The sequence below is a fragment of the Neisseria sp. P0022.S009 genome, from assembly GCF_051956675.1.
GTDB lineage: Bacteria > Pseudomonadota > Gammaproteobacteria > Burkholderiales > Neisseriaceae > Neisseria.
Window position 1 is genome coordinate 84,940 of sequence record NZ_JBQCXE010000001.1, and the last position, 17,302, is coordinate 102,241.

The following is a 17,302-nucleotide window of genomic DNA, read 5'->3' on the forward strand; positions in this document are numbered from 1 at the left end:
ATGACTAAAGGGTAAATTTTACAATAAATAAATCATATTTACATATCTAAATATGACTGTAATTTAAAAAATACAGGAAAGTTTTTTGAGGGGAGGTAGAGCCATCATTGTGAAATTTAAAAAGGCCGTCTGAAAATTTTTCAGACGGCCTTTTATCATAAAACCAGAAAATAATGGAATAAGGCGGAGAATATGAGAAAATAATAGCTGCCTGTCACAACAGTTGATTGAATTAACTTTTATCGGCAGCCTGAATGTCCGGATTGGATAAAATAAACCATCAAGAACAAAGACCAATAAGCCTATTATGTAAACTTGGCAGCTGAAAAATCGGCTCTGCGCTTTACTTTACAAATCAAACAACTTTAAAGGAAAACCCATGAAAAAAACCTTACTTGCCCTGATGATGTTATCCGCCGCCGCGGCGTATGCCGGTGAGGCAGAAGACCGTTTGCTGTCCGTCCAATCGGTTTACCGTGCCGCTTTGCATGAGCAAAACAGCAACGACAGCAAAATCATTTCCCTGCAAAGCGATTTGGAAAGCGCGCAGCGCCGTTTGCAGGCTGCGCAATCCGATATTGACCGTTTGAAAGGCGAAATTCAGACGGCCTTGGCTCAGAAAGAGCAGCAAAATGCCAAGCTGCAACAAGCCGGCCAGATGTTGGATGCGGCGTGGAATGCCGTTTACGGCGTAGGCGGCAGCAAGGCGAATCAATAATTTAGACATTGTATTATTTGCGTTTTACGCTTCTTTTATCATATTTATAAGGAAACCTCATGTCCCTACCTCTCTGCCCGAAATGCCACTCCGAATACACTTACGAAGACGGCGCTCAATACGTTTGCCCTGAGTGCGCCCATGAGTGGAACGAGGTCGATGCTGCGGCTGCAAGCGATGATGTATTGGAAGTCAAAGATGCCAACGGCGCGGTCTTGCAAGATGGCGATACGGTTGTCTTGATTAAAGATTTGAAAGTCAAAGGCAGCTCTATGGTCATCAAGCAAGGCACCAAAGTCAAAGGCATCCGCCTGCAAGAGGGCGACCACAATATCGGTTGCAAAATCGATGGCAGCGCGATGAACTTGAAATCTGAGTTCGTCAAAAAAGCCTAAAGATTTTATTTTTGAAAGGCCGTCTGAAATCCAAAGATTAGGATTCAGACGGCCTTTATACATTTTATTCAAAATAAAACAAATCTTTATTTAAAATTGAATAAATTTAATAGGGTTGAATTTCAGGCCGTCTGAAAAAACGGCGGCAAAATGTTCCGCACATACGCGGGTGCAAAACCGTTAAAATAACGCTTTCCCCTATTCTACGGAACCATTATGCCTCAGCCGACCGCCAAACAGATTTTGCACGAAGTATTCGGTTATCCCGAATTTCGTGGCAAGCAGGAGGCTATCGTTAATGCTTTGGCCGGCGGCGAGAGTTTGATGGTGCTGATGCCGACGGGCGGGGGTAAGTCTTTGTGTTACCAAATTCCGGCGCTGATGCGCGAAGGCGTGGCGGTTGTCGTATCGCCGCTGATTGCGCTGATGAACGACCAAGTGGCCAGCCTGCATGTGGCCGGGATTGAAGCGGCGGCAGTCAACAGCAGCACATCGGCGGATGAGGCGCGCGAGATTGCCGACAAGCTTGCCCAAGGCCGTCTGAAACTGCTTTATGTTGCGCCGGAACGCTTGGTTACCGACCGCTTTTTGCGTTTTCTCGACCAACAAACCGTCAGCCTGTTTGCCATTGATGAGGCGCATTGCGTCAGTCAATGGGGACACGATTTCCGCCCCGAATATCAACAGCTCGGTATGCTTGCCGAACGCTATCCGAACGTCCCGCGCATCGCCCTGACCGCTACCGCCGATGCGGCCACGCGCGCCGACATCAAGCATTATCTGCATTTGGACGATGCGCCCGAATTTATTTCCAGCTTTGACCGTCCGAATATTTATTATCAGGTTATCGAAAAAAATAATGGCAAAAAACAATTGCTGGATTTCATCCGCAAGCAGATGCATGGGCAAAGCGGTATTGTGTATTGCTTAAGCCGCAAAAAAGTCGAGGATGTGGCGCAGTTTTTGTGTGAAAACGGCTTGGAGGCGATTCCGTATCATGCCGGTTTGAGCATGGACGTGCGCGAGGAAAACCAACGCCGCTTTACGCATGAAGACAATATTATTGTGGTGGCGACCGTGGCGTTCGGCATGGGCATAGACAAACCCGACGTGCGCTTTGTCGCCCATCTCGATATGCCCCAAAGTGTCGAACATTTCTATCAGGAATCGGGGCGCGCTGGCCGGGACGGGCTGCCTGCCGTGAGCTGGCTGTGTTACGGCTTGAACGATTGGGTGTTGCTGCGCGAACGGATTGCCGAAGGCAACAGCGACGAAGTGCAAAAGCAAATCGAAATGCAAAAACTCGATGCCATGCTTTCCGTCTGCGAAACCGCCGCCTGCCGCCGCGTACTGCTGCTCAAACATTTCGGAGAAGAATCCGAACCCTGCGGCCATTGCGACAACTGCCTGCATCCGCCCGTACGGTTTGACGGCACGGTGTTGGTGCAAAAATTACTCAGCTGCGTGTACCGCGCCGGACAACGTTTTGCCGCCGGTTACATCACCAACCTTTTGCGCGGCAAAAGCGACGATTGGATACAGCGCAACGGCCATGACAAGTTATCCACATTCGGCATCGGCAGCGAACAGACCGACAAGGAATGGCGCAGCGTCATCCGCCAGTGCATCAGCCTGGGCTATCTCACCGTCAATGTCGAGCAGCATCAAGCCCTGCAGCTGACCGAAGCGGCAAAAAAAGTCCTCAAGGGCGAAACCGAAGTCATGCTGCGCCCCCTGCGCCGCGAAAAAACGGCTACCCAAAAGCCGAAAGACGATTGGTTGCGCACCGAGCGCGAAGAGCGTTTGTGGCAGGCATTGCGCCAATGGCGGCAACAGCGCGCCCGGGCAGAGGAAGTACCGGCCTATGTGGTTTGCGGCGACAAAACCCTGCGCGATATTGTCGAAAAAATGCCCCGAAGTTTGGAAGACTTGCATCAAATCTACGGCTTGGGCGAGGCGAAAATCAATAAATTCGGTTTGGAGATACTCGACGTTTGCGAAACGGCCGAAGCCGGTACGGTTTCCACAGACAGTACACAAGTTATCCACAGCTTGGGCGGGCGCGAACAGGCCTTAAAACAGGCTTTGGAAACTTGGCGCGAGCAGCAGGCAAGTGCCGATCAAGTCACACTGGGAACGGTGTTCTCCAACGAAAGCATGGACGACTTGCTGACCAATACGCCTGCCGAACCCATCGATCTTTTAGGCGTGTATAAACTCGGCGAAAAACGTATCGAACAATACGGCGAGGGCATTTTAAACATCTGCCGCCCGTTTTCAGACGGCCTGAGCGAAGAGGACAAACGCAAACGCCGATTGATGCGTCGTCTGCTTCAGTGGAACATCGATACTGCCCGCCATGAAGGCCTCGAAGCCTATCAGATATGCAGCAAAGTTACCCTGCGCGCCATTGCCGCCCGACGGCCGCAAGATTTGGCGGAGCTGGCGGAAATCCACGGCATGAATGAGGAAAAAACCGACAAATACGGCGCGGAAATTGTCGAATTGTGCAAACAAGCGGATTAATGGATGGCAATTATCATCAAAGGCCGTCTGAAACCCAATCAAACATGGTGTTTCAGACGGCCTTTTTGAATTTTTAATCTTTATAAAACAATGAATAAGAAAATATCTTCATTTATTTTGTCAGTTTTTTAAAGCTGCCGCGTCTAAACAGGCATGAAAAATCGGATGGTGCCGATGGATTTTTCGTCCCAGCCCATTCGACACACATCGATTAGGAAAATAAATGAACACCTCATCCAATCCCTCTTGGCAGGCTGCTTTCGGCTTGTTGGCACTCAGGCTTTTTACCGCGTATGAATTTCTTGAATCCGGCTTGGAAAAATGGAACGGGGAAAACTGGTTTGCAGAAATAAACAGTCAATTTCCCTTTCCGTTCAATTTGTTGTCGGATACGGTCAACTGGAATTTGGCGATGTGGGCGGAACTGGTTTTGCCTGCGCTGCTTATTGTCGGCTTGGCAACACGGCTGTCCGCGCTGGGATTGATGGTTGTAACGGCTGTCGCATGGTCTGCGGTACATGCCGGCTTGGGTTACAATGTGTGCGACAACGGTTATAAAATGGCACTGATTTATTTGGTGGTTTTATTTCCTGTCCTATTGCAGGGTGCTGGCCGTCTGTCTTTGGATGCACTGCTGAAGAAACGCTGTTGCCGCATCAAGCATTTTCTTTAAGGATTATCTTTAAGGATTAATGGTCGCGGGCCGACTTTAAATGCCCGATATTATCCCTTGATTTGTTTTAAAACCCATATTTTAAAAAGGAAGTTGAAATGAAAAAAAATGTAGCTGCTGCTTTGGCCGGTGCACTGTCCCTGTCTTTGGCTGCCGGTGTTGTTGCCGCTGATAAAGCCGCCAGCGACGTGGCCGTTGAGAAAACTGTTAAAGCTGCCGAAGGTACTTGCGGCGCGGCTGCCAAAGCCGGTGAAGGTTCTTGCGGCGCAGCCATGAAAAAAGCACACGCCAAAAAAGGCAAAGCATCTAAAGCCAAAGCTGCCAAAGTAGTAGAAGGCAAATGCGGCGAAGGTAAATGCGGTTCTAAATAATCCTGCAACATACCTTTAACAAAGTCGCATTTTACAAACGAAAATGCGACTTTGTCGTTCATACGGCACCATAACAGGACATCACCATGATTCAACATGCAGGCTTGGGCTACCGCCGCGACTTGGCGGAAGATTTCCTCTCGCTTTCAGACGACAGCCCGATACGCTTTATCGAAGCCGCCCCCGAAAACTGGCTGAAAATGGGCGGCAGGGCGCGCAAACAGTTTGACCGCGTGGCGGAACGGCTGCCGCTGGCGTTGCACGGATTATCCATGTCGCTGGGCGGACAAGCACCGTTGGATACCGCCTTGATAGACGGAATCAAAGAAATGATGCGCCGTTATGACTGCACGTTTTTCTCCGACCATTTGAGCTACTGCCACGACGGCGGTCATCTCTACGATTTGTTACCGCTGCCTTTCACTGAAGAAATGGTGCAACATACCGCGCGCCGTATCCGCGAAGTGCAAGACCGGTTGGGCTGCCGTATTGCCGTAGAAAACACGTCCTACTACCTGCATTCTCCGCTTGCCGAGATGAACGAAGTTGAGTTCCTCAACGCGGTTGCCCGTGAAGCCGACTGCGGCATTCATTTGGACGTGAACAATATTTACGTCAACGCCGTCAATCACGGACTGTTGTCGCCCGAAGCCTTTTTAGAAAATGTGGATGCAGGGCGCGTGTGCTATATCCATATTGCCGGGCATGATGTGGAAACGCCGGAATTGTTAATTGATACGCATGGCGCGGCAGTTTTACCGACCGTTTGGGACTTGCTCGAACTCGCCTACACCAAGCTGCCGACCATTCCGCCCACCCTGTTGGAACGCGATTTCAATTTTCCGCCTTTTGCCGAACTCGAAGCCGAAGTCGCCAAAATTGCCGACTATCAAATGCGTGCCGGAAAGGAATACCGCCGTGCAGCCTGAAACCTCCGCCCAATACCAACACCGCTTTGCCCAAGCCATACGCGAAGGCAAAGCCGCAGACGGACTACCGCAAGAGCGCCTGAATGTCTATATCCGCCTGATACGCAACAATATTCACAGCTTTATCGACCGCTGTTATACAGAAACGCTGCAATACTTTGATAGCGAAGAATGGGGCCGTCTGAAAGAAGGTTTCGTCCGCGACGCGCGCGCCCAAACGCCCTATTTTCAAGAAATTCCCGGCGAGTTCCTCCGATACTGCCAAAGCCTGCTGCTTTCAGACGACCTTTTGGAATTGATGGACTTTGAACACACCCAGCTACTCGCCGAAACCGCTCAAACCGACAGCGAAGCCTCGCCTGCCGATTCAGACGATTTAGCGTACTCCCTTTCTCCCGCCGCCTTTGTGCGCCGTTATCAGTATGACGTGACCGACGAATTGCATGAGGCGGAAACCGCCGTTTTGGTGTGGCGTGATAAGGAAGACGACGTGATGTACCAAACGCTTGATGGATTCGACGCCTTATTGCTGGAAACGTTGGCAGAGACGCCCACTTCCCTAAACGGCCTGCAAACCATGCTGGCAGAGTTCATGCCGTCTGAAAACGCTTGGCAGGACGCATTAAGGCAGAAATGGACGGATTGGCTGGAACAGGGCATTTTGGTTGCGGCATAAATCAAGGCCGTCTGAAACGGACGCAGTCGGTTTCGGTAAAACAAAAATACTACTGAAATCGTTTATAGATTCAATCGCATGCTCTTGCCGTATCAGCGTAAAATCAGAAGCATATTGATCATTCATTTCATACTGATACATTATGGCCCTACCCGAACTGACCGATGCCGAGCTTGCCGAATCCCGCAAACTGCTGCTGCGCTTTGCCCATATCCAGCTGCCCGACCGCCCCGATTTGGCGGAAGACCTCGTACAGGAAACCATGCTTTCCGCCTACCGTGCGGCCGAAGGTTTTAAAGGCGGCGCCCAAGTGAGCAGCTGGCTGTTTGCAATCTTAAAAAACAAAATTACCGACTGCCTGCGCCAAATCGGGCGGCAACGCCAAGTTTTCGTCACGCGCGACGAGGAAGCCTTGGATGAAGCCTTTGAAGGACATTTTGCCGCTGACGGACATTGGACGGACGAAGGTCAGCCTCAGGGTTGGGACTCGCCCGAAGCCAGTTTGAACAATAAAGAGTTCTACCAAGTTTTGCAGACCTGCCTTTACCATCTGCCGGAAAACACCGCCCGCGTGTTCACCATGAAAGAGATTCTTGGCTTTTCAAGCGATGAAATCCGCGAACAATGCGGCATCAGCCATGCCAACTACCACACCATCATGCACCGCGCGCGCGAAACCTTGCGCCAGTGTCTGCAAATCAAATGGTTCTCCCATGTCTGACAGGAAAACGCCATGAAAAAATGCCGCAAAATAACCGATCTGATTTCCAAACAGAAAGACCAAGTGCGTCTCAGTCTTTTTAACCGCATTGCCCTTGCCGTGCACCTGTCGCTCTGTCCCCGTTGCCGCGAATATAAGAAACAGCTCGCATTAATCAGCAACGCCATGCACAAGATATTTCGATGATTCAAAAAAGGCCGTCTGAAACCTACCCCTGTCAGTTTCAGACGGCCTTTTTGTGTCCGCTTGATTTATCGCTAATCTTGAATAAGCCGTGGCTGGCCGCTCACTTTTTTAGTTGCCTTTATTTTCAAACTTGCGCCGTTGGCCTTTGTCTTTTGAGGCATGGGAGAAAGATTCTAATACGGTAGAACAAGATAAAGGCCGTCTGAAAGATGAATTTCAGACGGCCTTTTTCACGGCTTTTAGTGTTGTTCTTCCGGCTCGGGTTCGTCTTTGCCGAACCAGTTGTCAAAGCGGATGGTGTATTTCAATTCGCCGCCGGATGAGCGTGTGCCGATGCGGGCAATGGCTTGGATGGCGCGGGTCAGTTGGTACACGAGTTTGACGGATTGTTCGGCGCTGGAGATGCCATATTCGTAACCTACGTAGAGGTTGTTGGTGAGCTGTTTGCCGACGGTCAGGACTTGTTCGGCAGGGTTGAGCTCGCCGGTTTGGGCGTTGCGGCTGCGTTTGCTGGTAAAGCCCAAATCATCGACAAGGCCGATGCGGTCGTTGACTTGGCCGGCAAGCAATGCGCTGGCGGCCGCAGAGAGCGTGGCGTTGTCGCCGTCACTGCCGCTGCTGGCACGGTTGAGGATGAGCCAGGAGAGTTTGTCTTTTTCACTCATGGCTTCCTTGGCAACCAAGGTCACGCGCGGATTGCTGAGGCTGCCGAGGACTTCGACACCTGCGCCGACCGGGGAGAGGCGGCGTTCGGCACGGATGTTGAGGTTCGGATCGGTCAGTGGGCCGACAAAGGAAACCGAGCCTTTGGTGATGTCAAGGTCTTGGCCGTAGGCTTTGTAGCGGCCTTTGACAACGCGCACGGTACCGACGCCTTGGACGGCTTCGCCGGGGCGGGACGTGATGGTCAGTTTGCCGCCGATGGTAACGTCTGCGCCGTAGCCGACAAAGCGGACATTGTCGTTGATGTTCAAGACAAGGTTCAGATTAATCGGCGTGGTGGCCGTTGCTTCTTTTTTGGTTTCGCCCAGTACAACCACGTCGTCATCGAGGGTCGGCATGGAGGATTTTTGCGAACCAAACCTGCCGTAGTCGGTGTTGAGCGTGCCGTTGAGCGATACGCCTTTTTCCGGATTGTAGAGGACTTTGGCCGCGCCGGAGAGCTGCAGTTGGCGGTTTGGACGCGAGAGGGTGCGGTATTTGTCGAAGACGATGTCCACGTCGACATCGGGGTTGGCGTTGGCAAGGTTGACCGCGCCTTTGAGCTCAATCGTGCCGCCACGGTGGAATTTGAGGCTGTCGATTACCCATTTTTGACCCTGCAGGCGCGAACGCAATACGCCGTTGTCGAGAATCAGGCCTTGGGTTTGATGGCGGTAATAGAGGTTGTCGCCGTTAATCTGGCCGCTCAGTTGCGGATCGTTCAGACGGCCTGCCAAGTTGACGGCGGCGTTCAGACGGCCTTTGAGGGTTTGGCCGACGGGCAGGAAGTTGCGGAAGACTTCGAGGTTGGCAACATTCAGGTTGAGCTTGCCGCTCAGAGGGGCGGTATCGAAGCTGGTACCCTGACCGATGTTGACGGTACCGTCGGCCCGGCCGTAATTGGTTTGGAGGTCGAGGTTGCTGTTGACGGTAGGCGAACCGAGTCGGCCGCCGATGGTGGCGGTCGCGTTCAGACGGCCTGCAATGCCTTGGGCTGTCGCCGGCATAAAGGATTTGAGCGAGCCCAAATCGGGAACGCTGATATTAACCTTGCCGCTGACGGGGGCATTGTTGATGTTGTTGCCGAACTGCTGGGCGATGCCGAGCGTGCCGTCAACTTTGCCGAAGCGGGTGTTGCCTTCCAGCGTGCTGTCGATGCGGCCGTTTTGGAAACGGGTGCGCAGGGCGAGCGCGGAAAGTCCCAAAGGCTGTTTGTTTTTCGGGTCTTTGCCCAGCAGGATGATGTCACCGCTTTGTCGGCTGATGTTGAGGAAGCCGCGCGCGTTTTGACTGTATGCCAAATCCCAGTCGCCGCCCAAGACGAGGTTGTGTTCGATGGGCGGGGTGTAGAAGTTGTGCAACTCGGTAATGTGCAGATTTTGCGCACTGCCTTTGCTGGTAATGCCGGCTTTTTTGTCCCAAACGAAATTTTGCAGGTTGAGGCTGCCGCCCATGGCCGCCCAGCGTGCGCTGCTGAGGGAGACGCGTTCGCTGCCGGCTTCGAGGTTGAGGCGGTTTTGCAGTTTGAGGTTGAACGCGCCGTTGATGTCGAGCGTGTCGACCGTGCCTTTCCATTGGGTTTGGTCTTTGTTGAGGCCGCCGGCGGCGTCGAGGTCGAGTTTGTAGCGTTTGTTGTCCACCGCCATGTTGCTGTTGCCGCGGATGTGGTGGTGAGAACCGGTGCCGCTGATGAGCAGGTTGACGTTGTCGATCATGGCCGCGCCGCCGGAGACGGCGATGTGTTCGCCTTTAATGTCGGCACTCAGCGGACGGTTGGTGTCGGGCGAGCCTTTGAGCTTGAAGTCGAGGGTGCGGATGTTGACGGCATCGGCGACTTTGAAGTTGCGCGCTTCGCCGTTCAAATCGGCTTCAAGGGTTTTGAGGCCGTCTGAAAAACTGCCTGAGATGTAGCCGCGCGCGTTGAGCAGGCCGCCCAAGCCGAAGCCGAAACGCGACAAATCGGGGGCGGTAATGTTGAGGTTGAGGCGGTCGCCTTTTTTACCGAAGCTGCCGTTGGTTTTGACGATGTTGCTGCCGAGGGTCAGGTCGGTCAGGGCGCGCGAGAGGTGTTTGTTTTCATAGGCGACGTCGGCTTTGCCGCTGAGCGGAACGCCGTTGAGCGTACTCGGTGCGAACTGCATTTTGCCGGCGAATTTCTCTTGCGCCAGTATGCCGGTCAAGTTGATGTTGCCGTTGACGCTGCCTTGCGGAAGCTGCGGATCGATGCGCGCAGGGTTGAAGGCTTTGCTGACAATGTCCAGTTGCAGTTTGCGGTCTTTGAAGAGTTCGAGCGAGCCTTTGGCATTGAGTTCGCCGCCGTTTTGCGGAACCAGGCGAACTTTGTCGAGCTTGAGCGTGCGCTGGCCGAGCTGTTTGTCGGTTTGGAAAAACAGCATGCCATCTGTACGCGCAAATCCGCTGTCGAGATTCCAGTTGACGACAGGGGAGGAGGTTTCGCCTTTGACGTCGATGCTGCCGTTCAGACGGCCTGCGATGTTTTGACGGACGAAGTCGTCTGCGCCGGTATTGTTGATGCCCAGTGCGAGTTTGAGCTGGTCCTGGGCGGTGTTGATAGAGCCGGATACGTCAATGCTGCCGTCTTTGAGCAGGCCGACGCCGATGTCTTCGATTTTGACCGTGCCTTTGTCGTCGACGATGAATTCGCCGAGGATGCGTTTGACGGGGATATGGTTTTCATCGGCAAAACCGGCTTGGTCGTTTTCCAAGTCTATCGAGCCTTCCAGTGCAACGCCGTCTGTAAAGGACGGAATGGTGGTGGCGTCGAAATTCAGACGTGCTTTGGGCAGGGTGGGCAGGAAGGCCTGCGGATTGATGTTCGAACCTTTAACCAGGATTTCGCCGACGGTTTCGTTGAGGCTGTCGGCGAATGGGTGGATGGTGGATTTGGCAGACAAATGAACGTTGTCGCCGTCGAGCAGCAGGTCGGTGTACACGTCTTGCAGGCTGCCCCACAGGCGTACCGTGCCGTGTATGGTTTCGCCCTCAAGCTGGCCTTTGGTGTAGATGGCGGTATTGAGGACGTAGGGTTTATTCAAACCGAGCACCACCGCGCCTGTCGAGCTGCTCCAGGGCGTATCGGCGGTTTTGATGTGGAGGCGGTGTTCTTTTTTGTCGTAATGGTAGGCCGCGTGCAGATGGTCGAGATAGACGGTCTGCTTGTCAAAACGCTTGCCCACGCTGATTTTGCCGGTTTCCAAACGGTCGAGATAGGCGGTAACGGGCAAGTCTATGCTGTCGGGCAGGCCTTTTGACGGCTCTTCTTCTTTGGGCGGCGTGCGCTTGGTCACGATGGCGATGTCGCCGGCCACGACTTCGGTAATATGCAAAGACGGACGGAACAGTTCGGACGGTTTCCAATCAAAACGGAAGCTGCTGATTTTGATGTCCGCACCGTCTGTTTCAATCAACCATTTGTCGCCTTCAAAACCTTCAATCAGCGTGCCTTTCAGCGTGTTCGAGGAGATTTTGACGCCGAACCATGACGGGATTTTGTACAAACCGAAACGCAAACCCGATTCCGTACCGACCAGCCAGCCGATCGCGCCGGCGGAAACGGTCAATACGCCCAAGGCGGACAGGACAAAGCCGCGCAACAGGCGTTTTTTGCGCTTTGGCGGGGCGGGCTGTTGTTCAGACGGCGTGGAAGTGTTTGCAGTATCGGTCATGATATTTTTCTGTTTGTCTGTTGTTCAGACGGCCTGGAATGGCTGATGCCGTCTGAAAGAATGGATGGTGTATGTTTGTTAAAACCTTGTGCCCAAGCTGATGTGCCAGCGGATTTTTTTGTCGTGGTGGCCGTAGGCGATGTCGAAGGAGAACGGCGCAACCGGGCTGAACCAGCGCACACCCAAGCCGGTACCGTGTTTTAAGGTCATGTGTTTGAAGTTGCTTGCCGCGTCGCCGACATCATGGAAGATGGCGCCGGAGAAGCTTTTGGTAACCGGGAATTGATATTCGAGGCTGCCGACCACCAAGGCGCGTTGCGGCAGGACGGAGCCGTTGGGGCCGGCCAAACCGATGCTGTCGAGTTCGTAACCGCGTACGGAAGTCGCGCCGCCGGTGCGGAACATCAGGCTGGAAGGCACTTCTTCGCCTTCGCGGGCATAAACGTAGCCGGCCTGTCCGCGTACGATGAATGTACCGATTTTTTTGTTTTCAGGCGTGAAGAAATAGCCTGCGCGTGCCGTAGCGCGCGCCATTTGGGTGGAGGAGAGGAGTTTGCCCAAAGTCGTGCCGATTTTGCCGTCGAGGTAGTAGCCGTTTTGAGGGTGCAGCTCGGTTTCGATGCTTTGCCGTTTCCATGAGGCGGTCAGCATGGTGGCATGGCTTCGGCCCAAATCGTAGCTGGTGTTGGGGACTTTGCGGTCTTCGGTAATGAATTCGAGGCCGAAGCGGGCATCGATATTGTTGCGGTCGCGGACATACCAAATGCCGCTGGACAGGGCGCGTTTTTCAAGGTTTTGCGTGGTCGAGCGGTTGTAGGAAACGTTGCTTGTCCAGTAGTTGCCACGGTTGTTGCGCGGCTGGCTGATACCGGCGGCCAGCGTGGTTTCGTATTTGTCCATGTCCCAAACGACCGAACCGATGTAGCCTTTGTTGAAGAGGTTGTAATAGTCGTAGGCGATGCGGCCGCCGATTCCGTATTCGGAGTCGTAGCGGATACCGGTTTCCAGTTTGTGGCGTTTGACTTCGGTCACGTTGATTTTGACGGGGACGCGGTCGCCTTGCAGTTGGTCGAAGTCGGCCTGTACGGACGCGCCGGAATAGTGGCCGTTTTGCTCGAGCGCCTGTTGCAGGTCGAGGATTTTGTCTAAGTCGTAAGGCGAACCGGGTTGGAAGCGCGCCATGCCGGAAACCACGCTTTCAGGGTAGCGGCGCGTGCCGGTGATTTGGAACTCGCCGAAGTAAATCGGGCGGTTGCTCTCCACGATGACGTTTAAGTCGGCCTTCTGGGTATTGGGATTGATGGTGGCTTGGGTGGTGGTGAGTTTCGCCAAAGGGTATTTTTTGCGCGTTACTGCGCTGAGGACGGAGGTTTTACTCGCATTCCAGCCATCTTGGTCGAAGTTTTCGCCAATGGGCTGCTGCCAGTTTTCCATCGCATTTTGGTAGTACTCGGCCAGGTTTTCGTCATTCAATACGTCGCCGAGGATGGCCACGCTGACGTTGTCGATTTTGGTGCGCGGGCCGGGGGTAACGTTGACGGTGTAGCTTTCGCCGTGATCTTGAATATTAACGTTGCTGTTAAAGTAGCCTTTGGTCCGGAGCATGGTTTTGACGTTGTCGGGTGCCTCTTCGGCGAGGAAGCCGACCTGCTCTTTGTCCAGCTCTTCGTCCTGCTGCTGGGTAATCAGCGGCAGGTATTCTTCAAGCATTTCTTTGACTTCGCTGTCTTGGGTGTCGATTTTGACGGGGAATTTGGGCTTGAGTTTGCCTGTTTGGTCGTCTTTGGGCTGCTTGGGCATTTCGGATTCGGGGACGGCCTCGTAGTCTTCCGCTTTGGGAACGGAAGTATCTACTGCCAACGCGTGTCCGTAGGCGAGCGCCAAAGATGCGAATAAAACAGGGTAGGTCAGTTTGGTCATGATGTGTGTTCGACAGCGACAATTCTTCAGTCTGTGGATTTTAACATTATTTCTGCAAGGTTTCAGGCTATGGTTATAAACGGAAATTTAGCGCGATAATGTTGCCAAATGCGACTTAAGGGAAGATTTTGGTTTATTTCTATACGATTGTAATACTTATGTTTTTGTATTTTGACTGATGAAGTTGCCTTTGTATTCGGCCTTATGGCGTAGATTTCAGGCCGTCTGAAATCAAGATACAGAGGGATAAGGCAATGGTATGGGTATGCTTTAAATTAGGGTTTGAGTGAGTTTTACTGTATTTTTGGCATAAAGTGCTAACTGTGTCATAAATTCTAAACTTTAATGCCGTTTTTGTGAGGTGTGCATGAAAACCTCGCCGACAAATGATTTTTTATTTTAGAATGTAAGACTTTTTTAACATATCTTTAAATTGAAGGAACGGATATGGCAAGTGGCAATCCGCTTTTGAACGCGATCAACAGCGTCAGCCTGGTGGCACAAATTGCCATCGGCTTGGTTTTAGGTATTCTTGTAGGTGCATTTTCGCCGCAAGTCGGTATCAGCGCAGGACTGCTGGGCAGCCTGTTTGTCGGTGCGCTTAAGGCTATCGCGCCGATTTTGGTATTTGTTTTGGTGACTGCCGCCATTGCGCAACACCAAAAAGGCAATCAGGCCTACATCAAACCGATTTTAATTTTGTATATTTTCGGTACGTTTGCCGCGGCTGTGGTGGCAGTCATTGCCAGTATGGCATTCCCGACCACGCTGATTCTGCGTACGGCCGGTGATGTCTCCGTTGCGCCGCCTTCCGGTATTATCGAAGTGTTGAAAACGTTGCTGATGAATTTGGTGGCCAACCCGATTAACGCGCTGGCCAATGCCAACTATATCGGCATTTTGGCTTGGGCCCTGATATTGGGTGCGGCTTTGCGCCATCACGGTTCAGATACGACCCGCCAAGTGGCGGCCGATTTGGCCGATACCGTTTCGACCGTTGTGAAATGGATTATCCGTTTTGCGCCACTGGGTATTTTCGGCTTGGTGTCCTCTACCATTGCGGAAACCGGTTTTGAAGCGCTTGCCGGCTATATGCAGCTGTTGGCCGTATTGCTCGGCTGTATGCTGTTTATTGCGTTGGTGGTCAACCCGATTATTGTGTGGACGCAAATCCGCAGCAATCCTTTCCCGCTGGTGTTTACCTGCCTGCGCGAAAGCGGCGTGTATGCCTTCTTTACTCGTTCTTCCGCCGCCAATATCCCTGTGAACATGGCATTGGCGAAAAAACTGGGCCTGCACGAAGACACTTACTCTATCTCCATTCCATTGGGTGCAACCATCAATATGGCCGGTGCGGCAATCACCATTACCGTTTTGGCGATGGCTGCGGCGCACACGCAAGGCATTACAGTTGACTTCGCCACTGCCCTGCTGTTGAGCCTGGTGGCCACCGTCAGCGCGTGCGGTGCATCCGGTGTGGCCGGCGGCTCGTTGCTGCTGATTCCTTTGGCGTGCAGCCTGTTCGGTATCGATAACGATGTGGCCATGCAGGTGGTTGCTGTCGGCTTCATTATAGGCGTGATTCAAGACTCTGCAGAAACTGCGTTGAACTCTTCCACCGACGTTTTGTTTACTGCCGCTGCCGATTTGGGTCGTCAACGTAAAGAGTGATTTTAGGGTTAACCTAAATCCAGCAAAGGCCGTCTGAAAAGTTTCAGACGGCCTTTGCTTTGGGTAAAGGAAAAGGGATTTTTAGATAGTCAAGCCGCTAGATTGGTTTGGTCGGACTAACGGTATCCGCTGTCATCAGTTGGATTTTTCCCGTAAAATACAGTCTTGAATGTATTTGAACACCTCTTTTCAGACGGTCTGACTGTCTTATCACATTTGCAAAAACAATGATTAAAAAAATATTCTCATGGTTCGAGTCCCGCATCGACCCTTATCCAGAAGCTGCTCCGAAAACGCCGGAAAAAGGGTTGTGGCGGTTTATTTGGAGCAATATTGAAGGCGTGCGTAAATGGATCGCCGTGTTGGCCGTGTTTACGGTCGGCGTCGGCATCATGGAAGCCTTGATGTTTCAATTTATGGGCAAGGTAGTCGACTGGCTCGGCGCTTATACGCCGCAAACGCTTTTTGTTGAAAAAGGCCATGCATTAATCGGCATGATGGCCATGGTGGCATTTTTTGCCGTTTGGACCTTTTTCGCTTCCAATGTACGCCTGCAAACCCTGCAAGGCGTGTTCCCCATGCGCCTGCGCTGGAATTTCCACCGCCTGATGTTGGGACAAAGCCTAGGCTTTTATCAGGATGAATTTGCAGGACGTGTGTCCGCCAAAGTCATGCAGACCGCGCTGGCGCTGCGCGATGTCGTGATGACCGTCGCCGATATGGTTGTGTATGTGCTGGTGTACTTCATCACTTCCGGTGTGATTCTGTCCTCATTTGATGTATGGCTTATTTTGCCGTTTATCTGCTGGATGATTGGATTCGCCATGATTATGCGCTTCCTGATTCCCAAACTCGGCAAAACCGCTGCACGCCAAGCCGATGCGCGCTCGCTGATGACCGGCCGCATTACCGACGCCTATTCCAATATCGCCACCGTCAAACTCTTCTCCCACGGCGCACGCGAGGCCGCTTATGCCAAGCAGTCGATGGAAGAGTTTATGGTAACCGTCCATGCCCAAATGCGTTTGGCAACGCTGCTGCACACCTGCAGCTTTATCGTCAACAGCTCGCTGACCGTCGGCACGACCGCCTTGGGCATTTGGCTTTGGTATCACGGCCAAGTCGGCGTGGGTGCGGTAGCTACGGCCACGGCCATGGCATTGCGTGTGAACGGTTTGTCGCAATACATCATGTGGGAATCCGCCCGATTGTTTGAAAACATCGGTACCGTCAATGACGGCATGGCCACCCTGTCCAAACCCCACACCATCCTCGACAAGCCGCAAGCCCTGCCGCTTAAAGTCACCCGGGGCGAAATCAAGTTTGATCACGTCGATTTCTCCTACGAAGCAGGCAAACCGCTTCTTAACGGCTTTAATCTGAACATCAAACCCGGTGAAAAAGTCGGCTTGATCGGCCGCAGCGGCGCGGGTAAATCCACCATCGTCAACCTGCTCCTGCGTTTTTACGAACCGCAAAGCGGTACGATTTCGATCGACGGCCAAAACGTGGACAGCGTTACCCAAGAAAGTCTGCGCGCCCAAATCGGTTTGGTGACGCAAGATACCTCCCTCTTGCACCGCTCCGTCCGTGACAACATTATCTACGGCCGTCCCGATGCAACCGAAGCCGAGATGATTTCCGCCGCGGAACGCGCCGAGGCCGCCGGTTTTATTCCAAACTTAAGCGATGCCAAAGGCCGACGCGGCTATGATGCGCACGTTGGCGAACGCGGCGTGAAACTTTCCGGCGGCCAGCGCCAACGCATCGCCATCGCCCGCGTTATGCTCAAAGACGCGCCGATTCTGTTGCTTGACGAAGCCACCAGCGCGCTTGACTCCGAAGTCGAAGCCGCCATCCAAGAAAGCCTCGACAAAATGATGGAAGGCAAAACCGTGATTGCCATCGCCCACCGCCTCTCCACCATCGCCGCGATGGACCGCCTCATCGTCTTGGACAAAGGCCGCATCATCGAAGAAGGCAGCCACACCGAGTTGCTCGGGAAACAAGGCCTGTACGCCAAACTTTGGGCGCACCAAAGCGGCGGCTTCTTGAGTGAGCATGTCGAGTGGGAAAACAATTAAACGATTTGAAAGAAGATAAAAGGCCGTCTGAAAACATTTTCAGA

At 52.8% G+C, this 17,302-nt stretch carries 13 protein-coding genes; 11 read left to right on the top strand and 2 right to left on the bottom strand.

Annotation, left to right across the window (positions count from 1 at the left end; genetic code table 11):
- The first annotated feature begins 379 nt into the window (after positions 1-379).
- From ACTHUG_RS00445 to ACTHUG_RS00485, 9 genes are all read left to right on the top strand, one after another.
- Positions 380-718, top strand: a complete 339-nt coding sequence (locus ACTHUG_RS00445) for a hypothetical protein (RefSeq protein WP_004519158.1) — start codon at positions 380-382, stop codon at positions 716-718.
- Positions 719-777: 59 nt separating this feature from the next.
- Complete coding sequence (locus tag ACTHUG_RS00450; protein WP_440385883.1) at positions 778-1,113, top strand: zinc ribbon domain-containing protein YjdM; 336 nt, start codon at positions 778-780, stop codon at positions 1,111-1,113.
- Between the two features lie 216 nt (positions 1,114-1,329).
- Positions 1,330-3,639 (top strand): DNA helicase RecQ, encoded by a 2,310-nt coding sequence (gene recQ, locus ACTHUG_RS00455; protein ID WP_440385884.1) that lies wholly within the window; start codon positions 1,330-1,332, stop codon positions 3,637-3,639.
- Positions 3,640-3,862: 223 nt separating this feature from the next.
- Complete coding sequence (locus tag ACTHUG_RS00460; protein ID WP_440385885.1) at positions 3,863-4,312, top strand: HvfX family Cu-binding RiPP maturation protein; 450 nt, start codon at positions 3,863-3,865, stop codon at positions 4,310-4,312.
- A 98-nt stretch (positions 4,313-4,410) separates the two neighbouring features.
- Positions 4,411-4,683, top strand: a complete 273-nt coding sequence (locus tag ACTHUG_RS00465) for a hypothetical protein (RefSeq protein ID WP_049333024.1) — start codon at positions 4,411-4,413, stop codon at positions 4,681-4,683.
- Positions 4,684-4,769: 86 nt separating this feature from the next.
- A complete protein-coding gene (locus tag ACTHUG_RS00470) occupies positions 4,770-5,612 on the top strand; it encodes an HvfB family MNIO-type RiPP peptide maturase (RefSeq protein ID WP_036492350.1) in 843 nt (280 codons plus the stop codon).
- Entirely contained in the window at positions 5,602-6,288 is a 687-nt protein-coding gene (locus ACTHUG_RS00475; RefSeq protein WP_440385886.1) for an HvfC family RiPP maturation protein, read from the top strand. Before ACTHUG_RS00470 ends, ACTHUG_RS00475 begins: the two co-directional genes overlap by 11 nt.
- 142 nt (positions 6,289-6,430) lie before the next feature.
- Complete coding sequence (locus ACTHUG_RS00480; RefSeq protein ID WP_070837220.1) at positions 6,431-7,009, top strand: sigma-70 family RNA polymerase sigma factor; 579 nt, start codon at positions 6,431-6,433, stop codon at positions 7,007-7,009.
- Positions 7,010-7,021: 12 nt separating this feature from the next.
- The gene (locus tag ACTHUG_RS00485) at positions 7,022-7,195 is read left to right on the top strand and encodes a zf-HC2 domain-containing protein (protein ID WP_440385887.1); all 174 of its coding nucleotides are present in this window, start codon (positions 7,022-7,024) and stop codon (positions 7,193-7,195) included.
- Positions 7,196-7,434: 239 nt separating this feature from the next.
- Here the strand turns inward: ACTHUG_RS00485 and ACTHUG_RS00490 are convergent, their stop codons facing one another.
- Both ACTHUG_RS00490 and ACTHUG_RS00495 read right to left on the bottom strand, forming a co-directional pair.
- Positions 7,435-11,583: a translocation/assembly module TamB domain-containing protein gene (locus ACTHUG_RS00490; protein ID WP_440385888.1), complete on the bottom strand. Its 4,149-nt coding sequence runs from the start codon at positions 11,581-11,583 to the stop codon at positions 7,435-7,437.
- 78 nt (positions 11,584-11,661) lie between these two features.
- Entirely contained in the window at positions 11,662-13,503 is a 1,842-nt protein-coding gene (locus ACTHUG_RS00495) for an autotransporter assembly complex protein TamA (protein ID WP_440385889.1), read from the bottom strand.
- A gap of 447 nt (positions 13,504-13,950) precedes the next feature.
- Between ACTHUG_RS00495 and sstT the strand changes: the two genes are divergently transcribed.
- Both sstT and ACTHUG_RS00505 read left to right on the top strand, forming a co-directional pair.
- On the top strand, positions 13,951-15,174 hold the full coding sequence (gene sstT, locus ACTHUG_RS00500; RefSeq protein ID WP_440385890.1) for a serine/threonine transporter SstT: 1,224 nt from the start codon (positions 13,951-13,953) through the stop codon (positions 15,172-15,174).
- Positions 15,175-15,401: 227 nt separating this feature from the next.
- Positions 15,402-17,258: an ABC transporter ATP-binding protein gene (locus ACTHUG_RS00505; protein ID WP_440385891.1), complete on the top strand. Its 1,857-nt coding sequence runs from the start codon at positions 15,402-15,404 to the stop codon at positions 17,256-17,258.
- Positions 17,259-17,302: the final 44 nt, after the last annotated feature.